We start from the raw sequence: 16,716 nt of genomic DNA, 5'->3' as shown, positions 1-16,716 counted from the left end.
TTCTCGTGGTTAATGGAATCACTCCCAATAATCATCTTGGGCCATTATCCACTGGTCATACTCTTCTTGTTCTCGGCGCTCTCGTTCCAATTGGAGGTCAGAAACTTCAATCACACACTTAGCGGCTGCCCATTCAGCACCGCAATTGCTGCATACTAAATCTCCATCGCAATTTCTTGGTGACATCGGGTTATCGCAATATCTGCATTCTATTCTTAGTTCCGGCATAAATGCTCCTCCTCGTATTGATTAATGGATTTTCATTTCCTTCGAAGAATCATCGATCTCCTGATCACTCCATAAAAATTCAATCGTGCTGGTTAGCCATTTACGTCCTAATTGCTGGTTTTTTTCTGTATTTCATTTCTTAACCTCCCAAGTTCCGCAAACTGGACAACACCAAACTTCACAATTAGTATCTGATTCAACTTCATCCGGTTCAGGATCTTGAAACTGCATAGTGTATAAATCGCATCGTTCACAATATTCCTTTTCGTTCACTTAGCATTCCTCACTTTCTTTGGTTAATGTAGTGAAACTTTTTTCCAGTAAGCTTTCTTTTCAGCGTCGCTTACAGCACTAATAGTTAATTTACTTTTTCATTGACAAGCTCTTTCCGCATATCCTTCATCATTCAAAACCCAATACTGATTTTTTATCACTTCTGCACTGTCATCAATCAAATCGTCAATATCTATGTCAGAATCTTTTTTGTAAGATTCTCCAAAATCATATAAATCAATCTCAAGCAGATTTACAAAGCGATCATCTATATCAATCTCGTCAGATTCTATATAATCAACTTCTCTGTCAAAATCTTTTAAGGCTTGCTTTTTGTTCTCTGTCATTAAAGTTCTATCCCTATCAGTTTTAACCATATATAGTTTCATTTTCTTCTCCTCGACTCCTTACTTTCCGTCGATCATGGAGCAATCCCTGCATCCCACTCGTATTCTTTTTCGCCATTATCGCCGCTTTCGTAGGTAGAAACCCATTCTTCGTAATTTTCCCCAGTTAACTCTCGAACCATCTGGTCAATTGCCCACATTTTGTGATGATCGCCATCAATTCGCGACCACTCGAAGGCTATATCTAAGGCTTTATCAATCCTTTTTTCTGATTTATTAGTTGAATCCAGTAATGAGTTAAGCCGCACAATATCTTTTGGTGTGTGTCCGTCCCATGGATGACCTTTTTCTAACTCTGTAACATGGAACATATCCCAGCAGTTTAATTCATAATGATAAGTGAACATCCCCAAAGGAGTCTCGACACCTACAATAAACATGCCATCAAACATTGTTCCATCATCATGAAGCTTTGATTTCCATGCTTTATCTGGGAACAAATTGCATATTACTGAAAACAATAAACATCTGTGCTCATACAATTCATCAAAGGTGTGGTGAGTATCAGAGATATCTCCTGTTGCAATCAGATCCGTATCCCTATAAGCTTTGATTATTTCATTCATTTCTGGAGCCAAATTTACTTCATTCATTTAAAATTCCTCTTTTCTTTTTTCCATACTTTGTTTCGTTAATCCACTTCCTCGCAAACGCAAGTAGATTTCTCGTTTACCTTTTTTATTGATTCAGAAGTGTCGTAAAGTGGGCTGTATATAGCTGATTTAATTGCTTCGTCCCTTGATGCGGCTTCTACTTCATATTCAACAACGTCTGTGAGAACCACTTTGAATTTCATTTATACACACCTTTCGTTAACCGACTATTCAACAATATAGTCATGTCTGTCTAAATCCTTTTCAAGGCTATCTGTAAATCCAATTTCTTTGGCTTTCTTTTGAATTTTAGACATCGCTTCGGCTGGATACCCCCAGTGGTCGCAATAAATACCGCCATAACCATTCTTTGCATTTGTTGCCTCACCAGTTCTAATAAATTCAGCAATATCTAAAATCAAGGCTTGCATAGTACCGCCCTGTGTAAATTTGTAGTGAAAAAATTTATTTGTGTATGCGTATATTGCTTTCTTCGTATAGCCATCAATGAAATACGTTCTTCCTTTTTTTATCTCAAAATACCCGATAAAGCCGCCATTTCCCTCGTAATTAAAGAATTTCCAACCTGTAGACGCAATTAGCTGGATCAATTCATTTGCTTGTTTGCATCGCTGTTCTCGATCATTATCCATCGTTTTCGTCCTTTCTGAGTCCGTACTATCTTCCGTTAACCGATTAAATCCATAAAGTATTCAAGACAATCCAGCCAACCTTGATTGTAGCTACCTGCTTCGTTCAATTTGCTTTCGTTTAGCGCTGACTTATAGGTCTGGCAGAATTTACGATGACACCTTGTCCACCCGACCCAGTAGAAAAGTACAGCGATGAGAATTTGAGTAATTACTTCCAAAACTCCACTCATTATTCAGTTCCCTCCTTATACTCACCTGGGATAACACCTGAAGGTAACCGCCATCCATTTGCAGCAATACGGTTAATCATCTTGCTGGCGCTGTCGAACTTCCACATACCGACATTCTTGAATCCGCGTTGCTCTAATAAGCGAATCTGCTTAGGAGTTGCTAATCCTTCATCACGGCGCTTAGCTAATCGATCAAGCATCATAGCAGCTTTACCGGCGTTATCGATTGCATCAGGTAAAATACCTAGCTTTTCAAGTGACTTAACTTGTTTATCAGACGGCGGTGCCATTTCCCAACCAAATGACGGAACATAGCTGGATAGGTCCTCGGCTTGAATAGACATCTCGAATTGCAGCGGATCAACCAACTTGCGTTTACGTTTGCGCATTTCTGCCAGTTGCTTAGCTAAAGCCTCCTCACGTTGAGCAACAACATCCGCTTCGGCAGTTACCTCAGCCTCCTCGATATCGATTGGACAACCAGCTTCTTCGATGTTCTCGGTCATCTTCTTAGCCACTTCTTCATTCTCGGCAATCAAGTGTGCTGGATGGCAAAGCTCATGCCGTTCCGTGTGCCATAAGAAGTCTAATAAAAGCAATTCTTCTTTTCCTTCATATAAACGGGTCCCACGACCGACCATTTGGGAATATAGGGAGCGGACCTTTGTTGGCCGCAGAACTACAATACAATCAACGCTTGGACAATCCCAGCCCTCAGTTAATAGCATTGAATTGCATAAGACGTTGTATTTCCCTTTGTCAAAGTCTTCGAGCACTTCGGCGCGATCTTTGGACTCTCCATTTACTTCTGCTGCAGCAAATCCACGTTCGTTTAGAATGTCACGAAACTTTTTACTGGTTTTGACTAAGGGAAGGAAAACAACTGTCTTTCGATTCATACAATGCTTAACCATTTCGTCAGCTATTTGGTATAAATAAGGATCCAGCGCCGTTCCCAAGTCTCGTGTGGAGAAGTCCCCAGCTTGTTGTTTTACGGCTGTCAGGTCTAGTTTTAGTGGAATAGTTAATGCTTTAATTGGTGATAAGAATCCTTCACGGATTGCTTGCGGCAACGTGTATTCATAGGCTAATGATTCAAAATAGCTACCTAGATTTCTCATATCGCCACGATCAGGTGTAGCGGTGACGCCTAATACATTTGATTCTTCAAAATGTTTCAATACTCGTTGATAGCCATCGCTTATACAGTGATGTGCCTCATCAACGACAATAGTGTCAAAAAAATCAGGAGGAAACTTTTTAAGTCGCTTCTCCCGCATCATTGTTTGAACAGAGCCAACAACGACTCGGAAAAAACTTCCAAGACTTGTTTCTTCTGCCTTCTCTGTTGCTGTTTTTAGTCCAGTAGACTTTTCTAATTTATCGGAAGCTTGGTCTAGCAGTTCACCTCGGTGGGCTAGGACGAGCACACGCTCGCCCAACTTCACCCGATCCTCGATGACCTTACTGAATACGATTGTCTTACCGCAGCCGGTAGGAAGAACTAGCAGCGTTCGCCGCTTACCGCCTTCCCACTCTTGCTGGATAGCTTCTCGTGCTTCCTGTTGATAAGGTCTAAGTTTCATTTGTAAAACACTTCCAATCGTGTAGAATAAAAGAAAAACGTTTAGGAGCTATTATGAGTAGAGTTAATGACAGAAAAAACGGTTTATCACAAATACAGAAAATTGATGGCAATAAAAAAGATTATTTGATAATTCATTATTCGAGTGAAAGTTTTTTCGATCTTCGAGGAAAAAGTCCACGTATAACGTCCATTGCGGTCGAAAATCTTGAGTATGGTCAATCTGAGCTATTTGCTATTTATAAATCGGCAGAAGCAATGAAAATAGACTTTGAATCAATTCCAGAAAGATATCCTGAAATCGAAAAATCCATGCTAGCTGATTTCTTTGATTATGCTAAACTGAATCAGCACAAAAAATGGTTACATTGGAATATGCGAGATTCTTTATTTGGTTTTAAAGCCCTGGAACATAGGTTTCAAGTATTGGGCGGAGAGCCTTATAAAATTATTGATTCTAACCAAATCAATATTGCTTCCCTATTTAAATCACTATATGGTTCTGAATATGTTGAAGATCCCAAAATGGTATCACTCATGAAAAAAAATAACCTTGAGCCAAAAAATTATTTAAGTGGAGCTGATGAAGCTAAAGCCTTTAATGAAGGAAAATACTTTGAATTGAGTATGTCTTCAGCAGGCAAAGTAAGAATGTTCAGCCAAATGGTAAACCTAGCCATTGACGATACTTTAGTCACTGATATTAAAAAAAGAGATATTTACGGTCTAGGTGTAAAAGCAAAATGGTACTGGTTAAAGGACAGTTTGTTTTTTGGGCCAATAATGTTCATTTTGGGTGCTGTTATGTCCGCAGTCATTGGATATTTAGTTGAAAAGGGGCTCGGTATGTGAGCCCTTTTCATTTAGGCTAAAATAGTGATTCGATTTTTTGATACTTCTTCTCTCAAATTATCTGCTAGGTATTCGCGGATATTTACGATTGCTTGATTTCTCCAAGCCCCCCCATCTGCTTCAAAAATCGCACCACGAGGGCCGTCCTTCATTCTATAAATGAACTGTGACACTGGTTGATCAACTTCTAGGAAAGTACGGTATGGAGCTAACGAAACAGGATTGGGTACCTTCACATCAGCTTTAGAAGAAAGTCCCGAGTTAATTGTCACGGCTTGGCTGACACCGTCATCACCAGTCTGCATTACTTTTTCTTCAGCCACATTGCCAACAACCTGCAATAATAGTTTTCGATCCTCAGTAGAAACAAATTTCGCTTGAAGGGCAATATTGAACTCCTCCATATTCATGAAATAATCGAAACGGAATTCTGGTACGATCGCTTGAGCGACAGCGATAGTTTCACGGCTGCCATCAACTTCTAACAATCCTTTTAAATGCACGTGGCATTCGTCTTTTACATGTACGATCAACGCGTAATCCTTCCGATCTAAATTCGCTTTGACATATTTCACGAATCCTGATAGTGTGTTGATCTTTAATGGCTCTTTAGCAGTGAAGACACGTGGCATAATTTCAGTTGGTTGACCGTTATTGTCAATTACCACCCACCGTTCTTCTCCATCAATATCAATCACGCGATCTTCCGGTTTAATTCCCTGTTCCATTAAATATTGAATTGCATTTTTTTCTAAGCTCATTTATTTATCCTCTTTTCTTTTGTAAGTCAATAATATGCTGACGTTTGGCTTCTTCTTTTTCCACGACATCAATAGGTTGGCCAACATCTGTTTTAGCTTTTCCATCATCAGGATCAATATAAGTTTGCCCAGGAGCTACAGATTTCAGTTCTCGCGCTTCTACTTTGCCCGTCACGACATCTCGGCCGGTTAAAACTGTGGTAGATACCCCTTCTACTGGCGCTAACTTAGTTGTAAAGTCACTAGCCAAAGAAATGACTTTTCGCGTATCATCTGGCTTAAATTCCAATTTAATAGTCACCGTACGTTTAGCCGTAGCGGCAGTGTTTGGATCATGGATATTGGAGAAGACTTTTTCAAGCTCTCCATCCAGTTTTTCTTGAATAGCTCCATTGGCTAGTTCTGATAAATTTAGTTCGATTTCCGTATTCATTTAGCTGTCCTCCTAGAATGCGCCTGGTTGAAATCCACCGGCGGTATTAGTCTGTTGGTTATTTTGGGGTTGCGGTTGTCCTTGGTTTAACTGACTATTAGCAGCTGGTTTCAAGAATTCAGTGACACGATTGTTTTGACGCTGTTGTCCATCTTTCGTGTAGCTGTTTACTTCTACTTTTGCACGTCCTTTACTACCAATTACAACATTCCAGTTTGGCGAAAAAGGTTGACCCACAACTGGTGCTTGCCCAATTGAAGTGAAGAATTGCGTCAGCTTCCATGAGAATTTTTTGACCATGTAAAGTCGCTCTTTGACAGTCGTTTCCCCTTCGGTACCACTAAGTTTTACTTCTAATTCAACAAATGGTGTTCCATTTTGAATTTTCGTACTATTTCCGTCATAGATTTTTCGTTCTGACCCTACAATAGTGAATGGGTATTCTCCTGCAGGTAATAAAGTAAATTGACTTTCTTCGGCAACAAAACTGTCGCCCCATCCTATAAATTCGTTCTCGTTGTTCATGTAGCATCCTCCTAAAATTGTCTAATTTTCGTTGTTAATAAATTCATCGCCGCAACCCAGTTAGTCACCAGGTAATTCCACAAGTCTTGGGGAATGTTTTCCAATGGTGTATCTACTGGCATGAAGCCGCCTTGATAAATGATTTGCATGATTTCATCAACCGTTACCTTATCCGTTGTCATTAGATCCGCCATTGCTCGTGGAACAACTGCCGGGATGGGTTCCATTGTTGGTTCTGGTCCAAAGTTTTCGTTTGTTTCTGGCATACTTACTGAATCTGAATCAACTACAGTAGTCTTTCCAGGTTCTGTTGCAACTGTAGGTTGCGCAGCAGGAGTAACCTCCATTAGAGATTGTGCAATTTGGGCATACTCAAATGGCAATTCATCAGCCAATCCGATACGGTTTTTGGCATCCCAGGCAGGTCGATGCGTAGTGTACATCATTCGTTGACCACCTGTAGCTTTTTTGCTATTGGTTTTGCTATCAGTGATAACCGTAGTTTTATAATTGGCAAACAGAACCATGTCTGCCCACTCTTTTACGATCCCCGCCGCTTTCTTTTCTAATTTCAATTCATAGCGGTCAAAAGCCCCCATTTCATCGGGTTCTTCCTTCTTGCGAAGCATCGCATGAGCTGTAATAACAATATTTATTCCAGCGTCCACCACGTCACTAAGTGTGTTCAATAGATTTCCCATTTCATTTTCAAGCGCCAGGTATTTATTGCCATAGTCATTGCCTGTATCAGCCCACTTACCTAAACCTCTCAAATGCTCTTTACACAAGCCTTCTGCCCAGTCAATCGTATCGATCACCAAGGTTTGACACGGCTTGTTTTGTTTCACGTATTGGACTTGTTGCATAAGCATTGTCCAACTTGTTGGCTTATCGAACCGCCGTACGTCCATATGATTTGTCGAATCCTCTGTGTCGATAAATAAAGGATCCGGAAACTGACTAGCGAAAGTTGATTTTCCAATCCCTTCCACTCCATACAGCACAACCTTTTGCGCTTTAGGGATTTTTCCCGAAGTAATATTCATTAAAATGCCGCTCCTTTCCATGTTGGTTCAAATTTAGTAGCGGGCTGCAAGGTATCAGCTGCCGCTGTCGTGTTGCCTAGTTGATCTCCAGGAGGCAATGTATTGTTTTTAACCGCATAGCCATCCTCGATGATGATGCTACATTCATCCCCGGTACTCACACGAGTAGCAATAGCTTGTAGGCCTTCCTGTTCTAGCCATTGTCCAAATTGCTCCAAAGTCTGCATATCCATTTGTTCCAACTTGTCCAGCAGAATGAAGCCACAATCTGGTTTCAGTTTTCGAACGATCGCGGTAGATACCTTCAATTGATCAGAACCGGACATGTTATCCCACTTCATGCCGTTGTAAGTTAATTCTCCATCGGTAACAGATAAGCCCGGCAATGGTAAAGCAGCGTTCACTAATAAGTCCGTCTTTTGCTTTCTGATATCCTCAATTTGATTAGTCAAGGCATCATACTGATTGCGGTACTCTGCTGCATCTTGTTCTGCCTTGTCTTTATCAAGATTGACACGTACCTTACGGTTGATTTCGTCGATCTCAGCTAAATTCTTTTCAAGCTCCGCTGTAGATTCATCCTGCAGATCCTTTGTGGATTTTTGGGCAGTCTCTAAGTCCTTAGAGGTCTGAGCGTGCTTAGTTTCCAATTCCAAGAGCTGCTGGCGCATATTTTCAATTTGCTGACGCTCCAGTTCGAAACGTGCACTAATTTCGGTTACTTGCTGACGTTTACGTTGATTCTCGCCGTTACGAGCTAAGATTTCTTGCTGTTGTGTTACCAACTCAGAAATGGAGACTAACTCTTTTGGAGCATCTGTGAAGTAGTCCATTTCCTTAGCGAACTTCTCTTTTTGATCCTTGATCTGACCGATCGCATGACGTCTGTTGTAAACTTCTGTTTCTGACCGTTCTAGTTCAAACAACTGATCACCGACACCAATAATTTGCAGGAGAATCTCTGCCTTTTCTTTCGAACTTGATTCAATGAACTTAGGTAGATCGATCGCCAATTCTTCGACAAAACTATTTAAAAGTAGCTGTCCACCTTTTTGTCCGTTTGGATCAATGACTTTTAAATCAGAATTCTTGCCCCTCCGTTCTACGATTAGACCGTTGCTCATAACAATTGACAGGTGCGGCGGTGTCACAGAACCCTCTCTCGTTGCTTGAGACGGCTTGTATTTGTTTCCGCCTAATGTCCAAGCAATCGCATCTAAGACGCTAGTCTTGCCTTGATTATTGTTTCCACCAACAATAGTGAGGCCGGTTGGTGACGGTTCAATTTTTACCGCTTTTACTCGCTTGACGTTCTCGATCTCAAGCTTATTGATTTTCATTGCCATATGATTTACACTCTCCTTAGATAGTAGTTTTTATTTGCTTATCTCGGTTGCCCCCGAGGTAGGCTCTTTTTTTGTAGCAATTAGCTGGCCATCTTGTGTAAAATACTGGTTAGTACACTTTCCATTGATTGTTACTGTGGTTAAAATGAGCATGACCTGCTTAGATTCAACAGAAATTGGAGACGTGTTATCGATGTTTTTATCCATGCTTCTATCCTCCTTGCTATACGAAGCAAAACGAGCATCGTTAAACCTTTGCATTGCTTGTTTAGCATTGACGCTAGCGGTGCCTTTTTTTGGTAAAACAGTTAAGAGCTTGTCTTTTCTCAATCTAGCTACTTTCGCTTGAACTTGTTCATATCTTTTATTCACCAACCGAGCTAGTTCAGCATAGTTTGAAACAAATCCATTACCATCGAACTCGATATTCTCTATTAGGAGATTGACCTCTTGTTTGGACCATTTGACACACGAAGAAGTTGTTTTCCCATCCTTTACAAGACGGTTTGCTCTATTGCTGACGGACGAGGGTGATCGTTCCAAGACCTGAGCGATTTCTGCATGGCTCACTCCTCTTTTTTTCATAGCCACAAGTTTTTTGTCCTCCTCTACAGACCAAGGACGACCTCTACTATCGAATGAATTAACACGGTTAATCGCTGGTAACTCGCCATTTTTTCGAAGATCACATACCTTCTTATTTACTGCACTTGTTGACCTTCCAATCTTCTTGGCCATCTCTTTCATGTTTAGAACCTCATTCGTTTCGGCCAACAAAGCGTTATCCTTTAAATACTGCAGTTCTTTAGTTGTCCACATCTTCACAAAACCATCACCTCCCAAAAATCATCATGGCCAGCATCGAAAAAATAAGGACGCCGTTTAGCAGTAGGCTCATGTAACATACAGCTTGGACTCGCCTGATACGGTTTGTCCCATTCACAGCTAAAGCGGCAAGCCATTTCTTGTTCGTCATTTGATCACTCCTTTTATCACTAAAAAGACACCTATCGAAGTAATAACCGCTAGGAAAAAAGCAATTAGAGCTAGTATTCTCCCCAATTGATCTTTGCACGCCACGTTGATGCCAATACCTACTAAGACGACAATCCATAGAACAAAAGCGAAAACCATCTCAGGCATCAGGGCTTCACCGTGATTTGCTTGGCACCTTGCTTCTTACAGCGCTCAAGCGTTCTCTTGTGAGTTTCAGTTTCATTTGTTGTGTAAGTCACTGTGCCTCCGGTTGTTAATTTGACGGTTATTTCCATTAGGTGATCACTCCTTTTTTGAAGACTCCAGATACAGTTGATAAATAAAAGCACTATCTTCTAGTGATAAAGTAACTTTAGAAAGGTCATCAATCGGATTACCATTAGCATCAAAATTAAAAACCTTCATTATTGCGCCTCCTCTAATTCGTTATTTTTCAACTTATCGCTAAAAGCGATAGTATCGCCAAAAAAAATTCCATCCATCGGATATTTGTAGATTTCTGCAAACTTAAACATATACTTTACAGGCATTTGCGAAGAGTTTTTTTCCCATCGCATTATAGTTTCCCGCGTTACTCCTACCAAAATTGCCGCCTCCACTTGGGTCATTCTCATGCGTTGTCGCAATGCAGCTAGCGTCATTAATTGTCGTTCAGGCATCTTGCCGCCCCCCTTTCGATACATTAATAATATATCGCTTTTAGCGGTAAGTCAACACTTAAAGCGATAAAGAACACTCGTAGTGATGTTTTTTTATCGCTAAAAGCTATACAAAATAGCTATCTAATGCTATAATTTTTTTAATATATTAAGTAGAAGGAGAAAAAGCTGATGGGTGATGATTTGAAGGAGATTTTTGGGGCTAACTTAAGAAGATTGCGAACATTAAAAAACATTAGCACAACAGAATTATCTGAAGCGATAGGAGTATCTCAATCTACAGTTTCTGATTGGGAGAACGCAAAGAAAATGCCGCGAAGCGGATCTATTCAAAAAATATCTGAATACTTTGGTGTGCAAAAGACTGAACTGTTAACTGAGAAAAATAGTCAACCAGCAGGCGTCAATGAGGATCTTGGAATTTATAACTACAATCCTGTATCTCACTTGGTGAAAATCCCGATTCTTGGTTCAATCACGTGTGGAGAGCCTATCTTAGCTGTACAAAACTATGATGGATATAGAGAAGAGGTTGAGGATACACTTCCCGATGGAAATCTATTTTACTTGAAAACTCGTGGTGATTCCATGTCGCCCACTATACCTGAAGGTAGTTATGTCTTGATCAAGGAGCAGGCAGACATCGAAGACGGGGAAATTGCGGCTATAATTGTTAATGGTGATGAAGAAGCAACATTAAAACGAGTCAAACGACAAAATGGTATTGTTATGTTGATTGCAGACAATCCGAGATTTTCACCTATCCTAATTACACCTGATACACCTGCACGTATCATTGGGAAAGCAGTGAAAGTCAGTTTTGATTTATAGTAGTGCTGATTATCTAGAAACGGGTCCAAGGACTCTTCTAAGACGTGATTTTTGTTTATAAATAAAAAAACCACATCCCCCGGTCGCCAAACTAGATGGATGTGATATGAAAAAAACAAACCTAGGGTATAGGCTTCTTTTCTGTACCCTATTTTAGCAAAAAGTAGGAGGAATTACTATGAAAACAGCAATATATGTTAGGGTATCAACTCTAGAGCAAGCAGAAGAAGGATATTCAATTGAAGAACAGATCGACAAATTATCTAAATACTGCGAAATTAAGAACTGGAGTATCTCTAACATTTACAGAGATGGTGGTTACAGTGGTTCGAATATTGAACGACCAGCCATGAAACGATTAATATCTGATGCAAAAAAAGAGAAATTTGAGTGTGTTTTAGTATACAAACTCGACCGACTATCAAGATCCCAAAAAGATACATTGTATTTAATTGAAGATGTATTCGCCAATAAAGGGATCTCGTTTGTAAGCTTAAATGAAAATTTCGATACATCCACTGCATTTGGTAAAGCAATGATTGGAATACTTGCTGTATTTGCCCAGCTGGAACGAGAGCAAATTAAAGAACGTATGAATATGGGTAAGTTGGGGCGCGCTAAATCCGGCAAAGCTATGGGATGGTCAAGAGTCCCATTTGGTTATTTTTATGAAGATGATATCTACAAGATAGACCCTCTGCAAGCTCCCATTGTTCAGCAAATTTTCAAGGAATATTTAGCAGGTAGTTCCATTACTAAATTGATAGACAAGCTGAATCAAGAAGGTCATATTGGTAAAGATGTCAAATGGAGTTACCGAGCACTTAGGATGATTTTAGGAAACCCTATCTATGCAGGTTACGTTAGTTATCAAAACCAACTTTTCGAAGGACAGCACGAGCCTCTGATTTCTAAAGCTGATTTTGAAACTACCAAAAGAGAATTAGAAGTACGGCAAAAAGCCGCATACGAAAAGAATAATAACCCTCGCCCATTCCAAACAAAATACATGCTTTCAGGATTATTGAAGTGTGGTCTTTGCGGAGCAGCTTTCGAAGTTGTTCTTGGAAATATACGTAAAGATGGAACTCGACTAAAAACTTATTCATGCCTGTCCCGTAAATCCAAAAACCATAACCGTCTAAGACAAGGTAATCCAAACGGATGCACCTCAAGCAGATACCGTATGGAAATGCTAGAAAACTTAGTTTTGGTGGAACTTGAAAAGCTTAGACAAAATCCTAAAGCTATTGTTAGTTTTTCTACTGAGCGCTCTATTTCAGAAGAACCGGGGTTGATAACAAGGTTAAAAGAAATCGATATTGCTCTAGAAAAAATTGTAGATTTATACTTGGAAAATACAATATCAAAAGACGTTCTGGATCAACGTCAAAAGAAACTACTTGATGAAAAGAACGTCATTACTAATAAATTAGAAAGGATTAAATCGAACCAGCCAGATTTAGACCCACGTTCGGCTATAGAGACATTATCAAGAATCGATATAGGCATCTCAAATTTAGACTACGAGAAACAGAAAAGATTATGTAAAAAGTTAATTGATCAAGTAACAGTATATCCGGAAAAGATTGAAATCAAGTGGAAGTTCAAAGTGTAAAGAAGATATTTACTATTCATCATTTCCAACAAAGTAAAACCTTTTAACTGCCTTTTCTTCACCAAATTCCCTCCAATCCGCTAGATAATGGCAACAGCATTGCAACATAAATACTGACTATTAACAAAGCAACGAACAAAAATACTAGGGGTTGCAACCATGAACACAAAAATTCTAAACGCGTAAAAAAGCGATGCCAAACTAACTGACTATACGTCAGTAATTCTTTTCCAAGATTCCCTCGGACTTCACCTTGTTGAACGATTTGACCAAACTCGCTCGTCAGAAATGGATACTCTTTTAATAGCTGAGCTAATGATTGTCCTTGAACTAGATTCTGCTGAAGTGATAGTGCTAACTCTTTCATTAAGGAATCTTTTTCAGTAGCAAGTAAGCAGGCAATAATTTGCTGCAGTTCTAATCCTTGATCAAATAATTTTCCCCATTCTAAAGCAAAATAAGCCGAATAATAATCTCGATACAGTCGACCCATCAAAGGCAATTTAGCTAAAAATGTATACTTAATTAAATAGCTCTGCTTTTGCCCCCATACATTCCATAAAAACAGCCATAATAAGCCAACAAATAACACAGTTAAAATGAGCCATGGAGTCACTTGAATAAATAGAATAGACGGGTTGTCAGCCGAAAGCATCCCACTATCTAATAATTGAGGTAAAAGAAAGGTGCGCATACCTAACAAAATAAGTATTAAAAACAACATTAACATTCCTGGATAGGAGACAGCTTTAAGAAAGTTTTGTCGTTGTTTTTGAACCAACACCATTTGCTTGGCAATACCTTGCAATGTAAGAGCAATTCCGCCGTGCATTTCCCCTAAAGATATTTGAAGCACTTGATCTGCTGAAAAATTCAACTGATCAAAACTCTTTGACAACAGCAAACCACTATGAAGATTTTGCTGCACCATAGCTAATATTTCTGATGGTAAGCTGTGAGCTGTCTGCAAAAAGTTTAAGGCTTGCTGCAAACTAAATCCATTATTTAACAAGTCGCCCAGCAATTGGCAGAACAGCAATTTTTGTTGAATAGTTAATTTCTTCATTGTTCTTTTTCTTCGATACATTTTAACCCCTCTTGCCATGTAAAACGTTGTGGCTGTTCATTGTAAAAACTATAGCTCATCAGTAAACCGACTTCTTCCTCTTGAAAAGGGAGTAGCTCTTGATAAATGACTCCACGCAAGCAGTCCTGCAACAGCTTCTTATCACCTCCTAGCTCGATGGCTCGATTTTCTGCAGCCTCTAAACTAGAAGCATGTAACGTAGCAAAAACACAGTGACCTGTCAGTGCTGCCCGAATTGCTCCAAGAATCGTTTTTTGATCACGAATTTCACCTATAATTAGTACATCCGGGTGATGACGCAAAGATAGCTTAATCAATTCTTCATATGTCTGATGGATTTTCTCATTCACTTGCAGCTGCAAAAAATCAGTCTCCTCAATTTCAACTGGGTCTTCAATCGTTAGAACCTGGCCTGGACTTTCTTTGGCCAGCTTGTACATTAGTGTTGTTTTTCCCGAGCCGACTGGACCGCAGAACAGATATAAACCTTTTGAACGGCACGCATTTCTCAATGTAGTTAGCTGATTAGGTAATAAAAAATGTTCTTTGCTTATTCCAAAAGAATGAAGAAATCGAATAACTAAGCTTTCCCGTTGCAGGTAATCTCCTACTGTGGACAAACGTAAGCGCTGCTGAATTTGAGGCAACGAATAAGTTATTGCACCTAATTGTGCTTTGCGGCGTTCACTTACATCCATTTGACCTAGATATTTAAAGCGACTAATTAGTTGTACCCCAACTTCATCAGACATACATCCTTGCCTATGATAGAACGGTCCTTTGCGAAAATAGTATTCATAGTGATTCGATCTAGGCATCAAATAAAAATCTTGCATGTGATACAATGCACCATAATGAATGAGCTCGGTTGAAAATTCTTCTATCGTCATCTTCTTCACCTCACTATTAAATACGCAAAAAAAGCGAGTCTATTTTAGACTCGCTAAACTTTTTTCTATTTTTTTGTCTTGTCTGGAAAACGGGCTTCCACTCGATAAATTGGTTGCCCTTTTTGTGAAAATTTTTCTTCATACTCAGTCATGATATTACCTTCATAGCTACTATGGTGCAAATCTAACCAAACCTGTTCTAAGACCATTCCATATTTTGAAAAACTGCTTAATGAATATTCAAACAGTCCCTGATTATCGGTTTTAAAATGAATTTCTCCTTTAGGACGTAAAATTGCTTCATCGACTGCTAAGAAGCTTCGGTAGGTTAAACGGCGTTTTTCATGACGTTTTTTTGGCCAAGGATCAGAAAAATTAAGATAGATTTGATCAATTTCATTTTCAGCAAAATAGTTGGTTAACTCTGATCCATCCACATGTAAAAGTTGTAAATTTGCTACAGGTTCTGCAATTAGTTTATCCAAAGCAAATGAAACGACACTAATCTGCATATCTATCCCGATATAATTAATATCTGGATGGGCTTTTGCCATATTGTTAATGAATTGTCCTTTGCCCATCCCAATTTCTATATGGATTGGTTGCTCATTTTTAAACCGCTCATGCCAGCGACCTTTCCATGCTTGAGGCTCTTCTACCACAAACTCTGGATGAGAAGCTAGTAGTTCTTCAGCTCCTGATCGTTTTCTTACACGCATTCCTGTTTTCCTCCTTAATGTTGAACTGGAACAATAGCTGAAACTTCATAGCAAAAAATCCGAATTACATTAGTTTCACTCCCATGGTCCAGTCGGTCCTTATCGCAAATTTGCGATTGACAGGAGTTACTGCTAAGTATAATTCGGATTTGTATAAAGCTGTTACCTATGTCACAGTCCTCCAGCAAAAATTCTTTTCAATTGTAATATTGCTTGATTCATATGACGAAATTCCTGACGACGATACAAGCGTGAAATTTCTAATAGTAAACTCATTAGTGCATACCAATATATTCGCTCCATATTAGCATCTGTTGGTTGAATACCATAGCGTACCAGCCATTTGCTCCAACTTGAAAGTGGTACATAACTGCCTAAAATTGTTCCAATATCTAAAGCAGGATCAGCAAACATTACTGAATCCCAGTCAACTAAATACAAATAGTTTCGACATACTAACCAGTTCCGATGATTCACATCACCATGAACAACGGTATATTTTTTTTTCGGATAGTAAGGGATGTTTTTTTTCAAATAGTTATGAACCAATTCAATGAAACTATTTTGCTGCAGCTCTGGAGGTAACTTTTCTTCAAAATCCGTCAACAGCTGCTGTGGCGAAACTTGACGGCCTCCGATTTTTTTGAGCATAGTCATTAAAGAATCAGAATGATGCAGATGATAAAGTACGTCAATCACATCATTGCGTTGTTTGATTTCATCTGGACGTAGCACTTGCCCATCTAACCATTCTTGAGCTGTTAGAGTATCGCCGTTACCAGTCCGTTTAATCCACACCAGTTTAGGCGCGATTCCTTCTCTAGATAAAGCAGCCAGCATCGGAGTTGTATTTCTTTTAATAAAGACACGGTCTTCATCACGGTACCCAATATAAGTTTTACCCGTGTCACCCTTGATTGGACGTACACGCCATTCACTATCTAACTGAAAATCCATCTCATGGGCCCTCCTCACGCTTTTTCC

General features: G+C 39.5%; 23 protein-coding genes. 3 read left to right on the top strand and 20 right to left on the bottom strand.

Annotated elements, in window-relative coordinates; translation table 11 throughout:
* Positions 1-18: 18 nt before the first annotated feature.
* From IGI42_RS15185 to IGI42_RS15155, 7 genes are all read right to left on the bottom strand, one after another.
* Positions 19-228, bottom strand: coding sequence for a hypothetical protein (locus IGI42_RS15185; RefSeq protein WP_438716326.1), 210 nt, complete (start codon positions 226-228; stop codon positions 19-21).
* Positions 229-599: 371 nt separating this feature from the next.
* Positions 600-890 carry a hypothetical protein gene (locus tag IGI42_RS15180; protein ID WP_438716325.1) on the bottom strand — a complete coding sequence of 97 codons (291 nt, stop codon included), beginning with the start codon at positions 888-890 and terminating at the stop codon, positions 600-602.
* 32 nt (positions 891-922) lie between these two features.
* A complete protein-coding gene (locus tag IGI42_RS15175; RefSeq protein WP_438716710.1) occupies positions 923-1,501 on the bottom strand; it encodes a WDGH domain-containing protein in 579 nt (192 codons plus the stop codon).
* Between the two features lie 38 nt (positions 1,502-1,539).
* Positions 1,540-1,704 (bottom strand): hypothetical protein, encoded by a 165-nt coding sequence (locus tag IGI42_RS15170; RefSeq protein WP_438716708.1) that lies wholly within the window; start codon positions 1,702-1,704, stop codon positions 1,540-1,542.
* Positions 1,705-1,728: 24 nt separating this feature from the next.
* A complete protein-coding gene (locus IGI42_RS15165) occupies positions 1,729-2,154 on the bottom strand; it encodes a hypothetical protein (RefSeq protein WP_438716707.1) in 426 nt (141 codons plus the stop codon).
* A gap of 35 nt (positions 2,155-2,189) precedes the next feature.
* Positions 2,190-2,384, bottom strand: coding sequence for a hypothetical protein (locus tag IGI42_RS15160; RefSeq protein ID WP_438716706.1), 195 nt, complete (start codon positions 2,382-2,384; stop codon positions 2,190-2,192).
* Positions 2,384-3,970, bottom strand: a complete 1,587-nt coding sequence (locus IGI42_RS15155; protein ID WP_438716705.1) for a DEAD/DEAH box helicase — start codon at positions 3,968-3,970, stop codon at positions 2,384-2,386. The genes IGI42_RS15160 and IGI42_RS15155 overlap by 1 nt, the downstream gene beginning before the upstream one ends.
* A 53-nt stretch (positions 3,971-4,023) precedes the next feature.
* On the opposite strand from IGI42_RS15155, the gene IGI42_RS15150 reads away from it, so the two are divergent.
* Positions 4,024-4,821, top strand: a complete 798-nt coding sequence (locus IGI42_RS15150; RefSeq protein ID WP_438716704.1) for a hypothetical protein — start codon at positions 4,024-4,026, stop codon at positions 4,819-4,821.
* Between the two features lie 11 nt (positions 4,822-4,832).
* Here IGI42_RS15150 and IGI42_RS15145 read toward each other — a convergent pair whose 3' ends face one another.
* The 9 genes from IGI42_RS15145 to IGI42_RS15105 form a co-directional block, all read right to left on the bottom strand.
* Positions 4,833-5,582: a hypothetical protein gene (locus IGI42_RS15145; RefSeq protein ID WP_438716703.1), complete on the bottom strand. Its 750-nt coding sequence runs from the start codon at positions 5,580-5,582 to the stop codon at positions 4,833-4,835.
* Between the two features lie 4 nt (positions 5,583-5,586).
* Positions 5,587-6,015 carry a replication terminator protein gene (locus IGI42_RS15140; protein WP_438716702.1) on the bottom strand — a complete coding sequence of 143 codons (429 nt, stop codon included), beginning with the start codon at positions 6,013-6,015 and terminating at the stop codon, positions 5,587-5,589.
* Positions 6,016-6,027: 12 nt separating this feature from the next.
* Positions 6,028-6,540 carry a hypothetical protein gene (locus IGI42_RS15135; RefSeq protein ID WP_438716701.1) on the bottom strand — a complete coding sequence of 171 codons (513 nt, stop codon included), beginning with the start codon at positions 6,538-6,540 and terminating at the stop codon, positions 6,028-6,030.
* An 11-nt stretch (positions 6,541-6,551) separates the two neighbouring features.
* Entirely contained in the window at positions 6,552-7,586 is a 1,035-nt protein-coding gene (locus IGI42_RS15130; protein ID WP_438716700.1) for an ATP-binding protein, read from the bottom strand.
* Positions 7,586-8,932: an AAA family ATPase gene (locus IGI42_RS15125; RefSeq protein ID WP_438716699.1), complete on the bottom strand. Its 1,347-nt coding sequence runs from the start codon at positions 8,930-8,932 to the stop codon at positions 7,586-7,588. The genes IGI42_RS15130 and IGI42_RS15125 overlap by 1 nt, the downstream gene beginning before the upstream one ends.
* 30 nt (positions 8,933-8,962) lie before the next feature.
* Positions 8,963-9,751: a helix-turn-helix domain containing protein gene (locus IGI42_RS15120; protein WP_438717059.1), complete on the bottom strand. Its 789-nt coding sequence runs from the start codon at positions 9,749-9,751 to the stop codon at positions 8,963-8,965.
* 153 nt (positions 9,752-9,904) lie between these two features.
* The gene (locus IGI42_RS15115; RefSeq protein ID WP_438716698.1) at positions 9,905-10,075 is read right to left on the bottom strand and encodes a hypothetical protein; all 171 of its coding nucleotides are present in this window, start codon (positions 10,073-10,075) and stop codon (positions 9,905-9,907) included.
* A 135-nt stretch (positions 10,076-10,210) separates the two neighbouring features.
* Entirely contained in the window at positions 10,211-10,333 is a 123-nt protein-coding gene (locus tag IGI42_RS15110; protein WP_438716697.1) for a hypothetical protein, read from the bottom strand.
* The gene (locus tag IGI42_RS15105) at positions 10,333-10,587 is read right to left on the bottom strand and encodes a helix-turn-helix transcriptional regulator (RefSeq protein WP_438716696.1); all 255 of its coding nucleotides are present in this window, start codon (positions 10,585-10,587) and stop codon (positions 10,333-10,335) included. Before IGI42_RS15105 ends, IGI42_RS15110 begins: the two co-directional genes overlap by 1 nt.
* A gap of 171 nt (positions 10,588-10,758) precedes the next feature.
* Between IGI42_RS15105 and IGI42_RS15100 the strand changes: the two genes are divergently transcribed.
* Together IGI42_RS15100 and IGI42_RS15095 are read left to right on the top strand one after the other, a co-directional pair.
* Positions 10,759-11,418 carry a LexA family protein gene (locus IGI42_RS15100; RefSeq protein ID WP_438716695.1) on the top strand — a complete coding sequence of 220 codons (660 nt, stop codon included), beginning with the start codon at positions 10,759-10,761 and terminating at the stop codon, positions 11,416-11,418.
* Positions 11,419-11,596: 178 nt separating this feature from the next.
* Positions 11,597-13,036: a recombinase family protein gene (locus IGI42_RS15095; RefSeq protein WP_438716694.1), complete on the top strand. Its 1,440-nt coding sequence runs from the start codon at positions 11,597-11,599 to the stop codon at positions 13,034-13,036.
* A gap of 58 nt (positions 13,037-13,094) precedes the next feature.
* Here IGI42_RS15095 and comGB read toward each other — a convergent pair whose 3' ends face one another.
* The 4 genes from comGB to IGI42_RS15075 all read right to left on the bottom strand — a co-directional run bounded on the left by comGB (position 13,095) and on the right by IGI42_RS15075 (position 16,689).
* Positions 13,095-14,123, bottom strand: a complete 1,029-nt coding sequence (comGB, locus tag IGI42_RS15090) for a competence type IV pilus assembly protein ComGB (RefSeq protein WP_438716693.1) — start codon at positions 14,121-14,123, stop codon at positions 13,095-13,097.
* Positions 14,099-15,013, bottom strand: coding sequence for a competence type IV pilus ATPase ComGA (gene comGA, locus IGI42_RS15085; protein ID WP_438716692.1), 915 nt, complete (start codon positions 15,011-15,013; stop codon positions 14,099-14,101). The genes comGB and comGA overlap by 25 nt, the downstream gene beginning before the upstream one ends.
* A 65-nt stretch (positions 15,014-15,078) precedes the next feature.
* Positions 15,079-15,732: a tRNA (guanosine(46)-N7)-methyltransferase TrmB gene (gene trmB, locus IGI42_RS15080; RefSeq protein WP_438716691.1), complete on the bottom strand. Its 654-nt coding sequence runs from the start codon at positions 15,730-15,732 to the stop codon at positions 15,079-15,081.
* 171 nt (positions 15,733-15,903) lie between these two features.
* Positions 15,904-16,689: a phosphotransferase family protein gene (locus tag IGI42_RS15075; RefSeq protein ID WP_438716690.1), complete on the bottom strand. Its 786-nt coding sequence runs from the start codon at positions 16,687-16,689 to the stop codon at positions 15,904-15,906.
* Between the last annotated feature and the right edge of the window lie 27 nt (positions 16,690-16,716).

This window comes from Enterococcus sp. AZ109, from assembly GCF_051714625.1.
In the GTDB taxonomy this organism is placed as follows: domain Bacteria; phylum Bacillota; class Bacilli; order Lactobacillales; family Enterococcaceae; genus Enterococcus_A.
The sequence above is the reverse complement of the archived record's forward strand: the minus strand, read 5'-3'. Positions and strand labels throughout refer to the sequence as shown.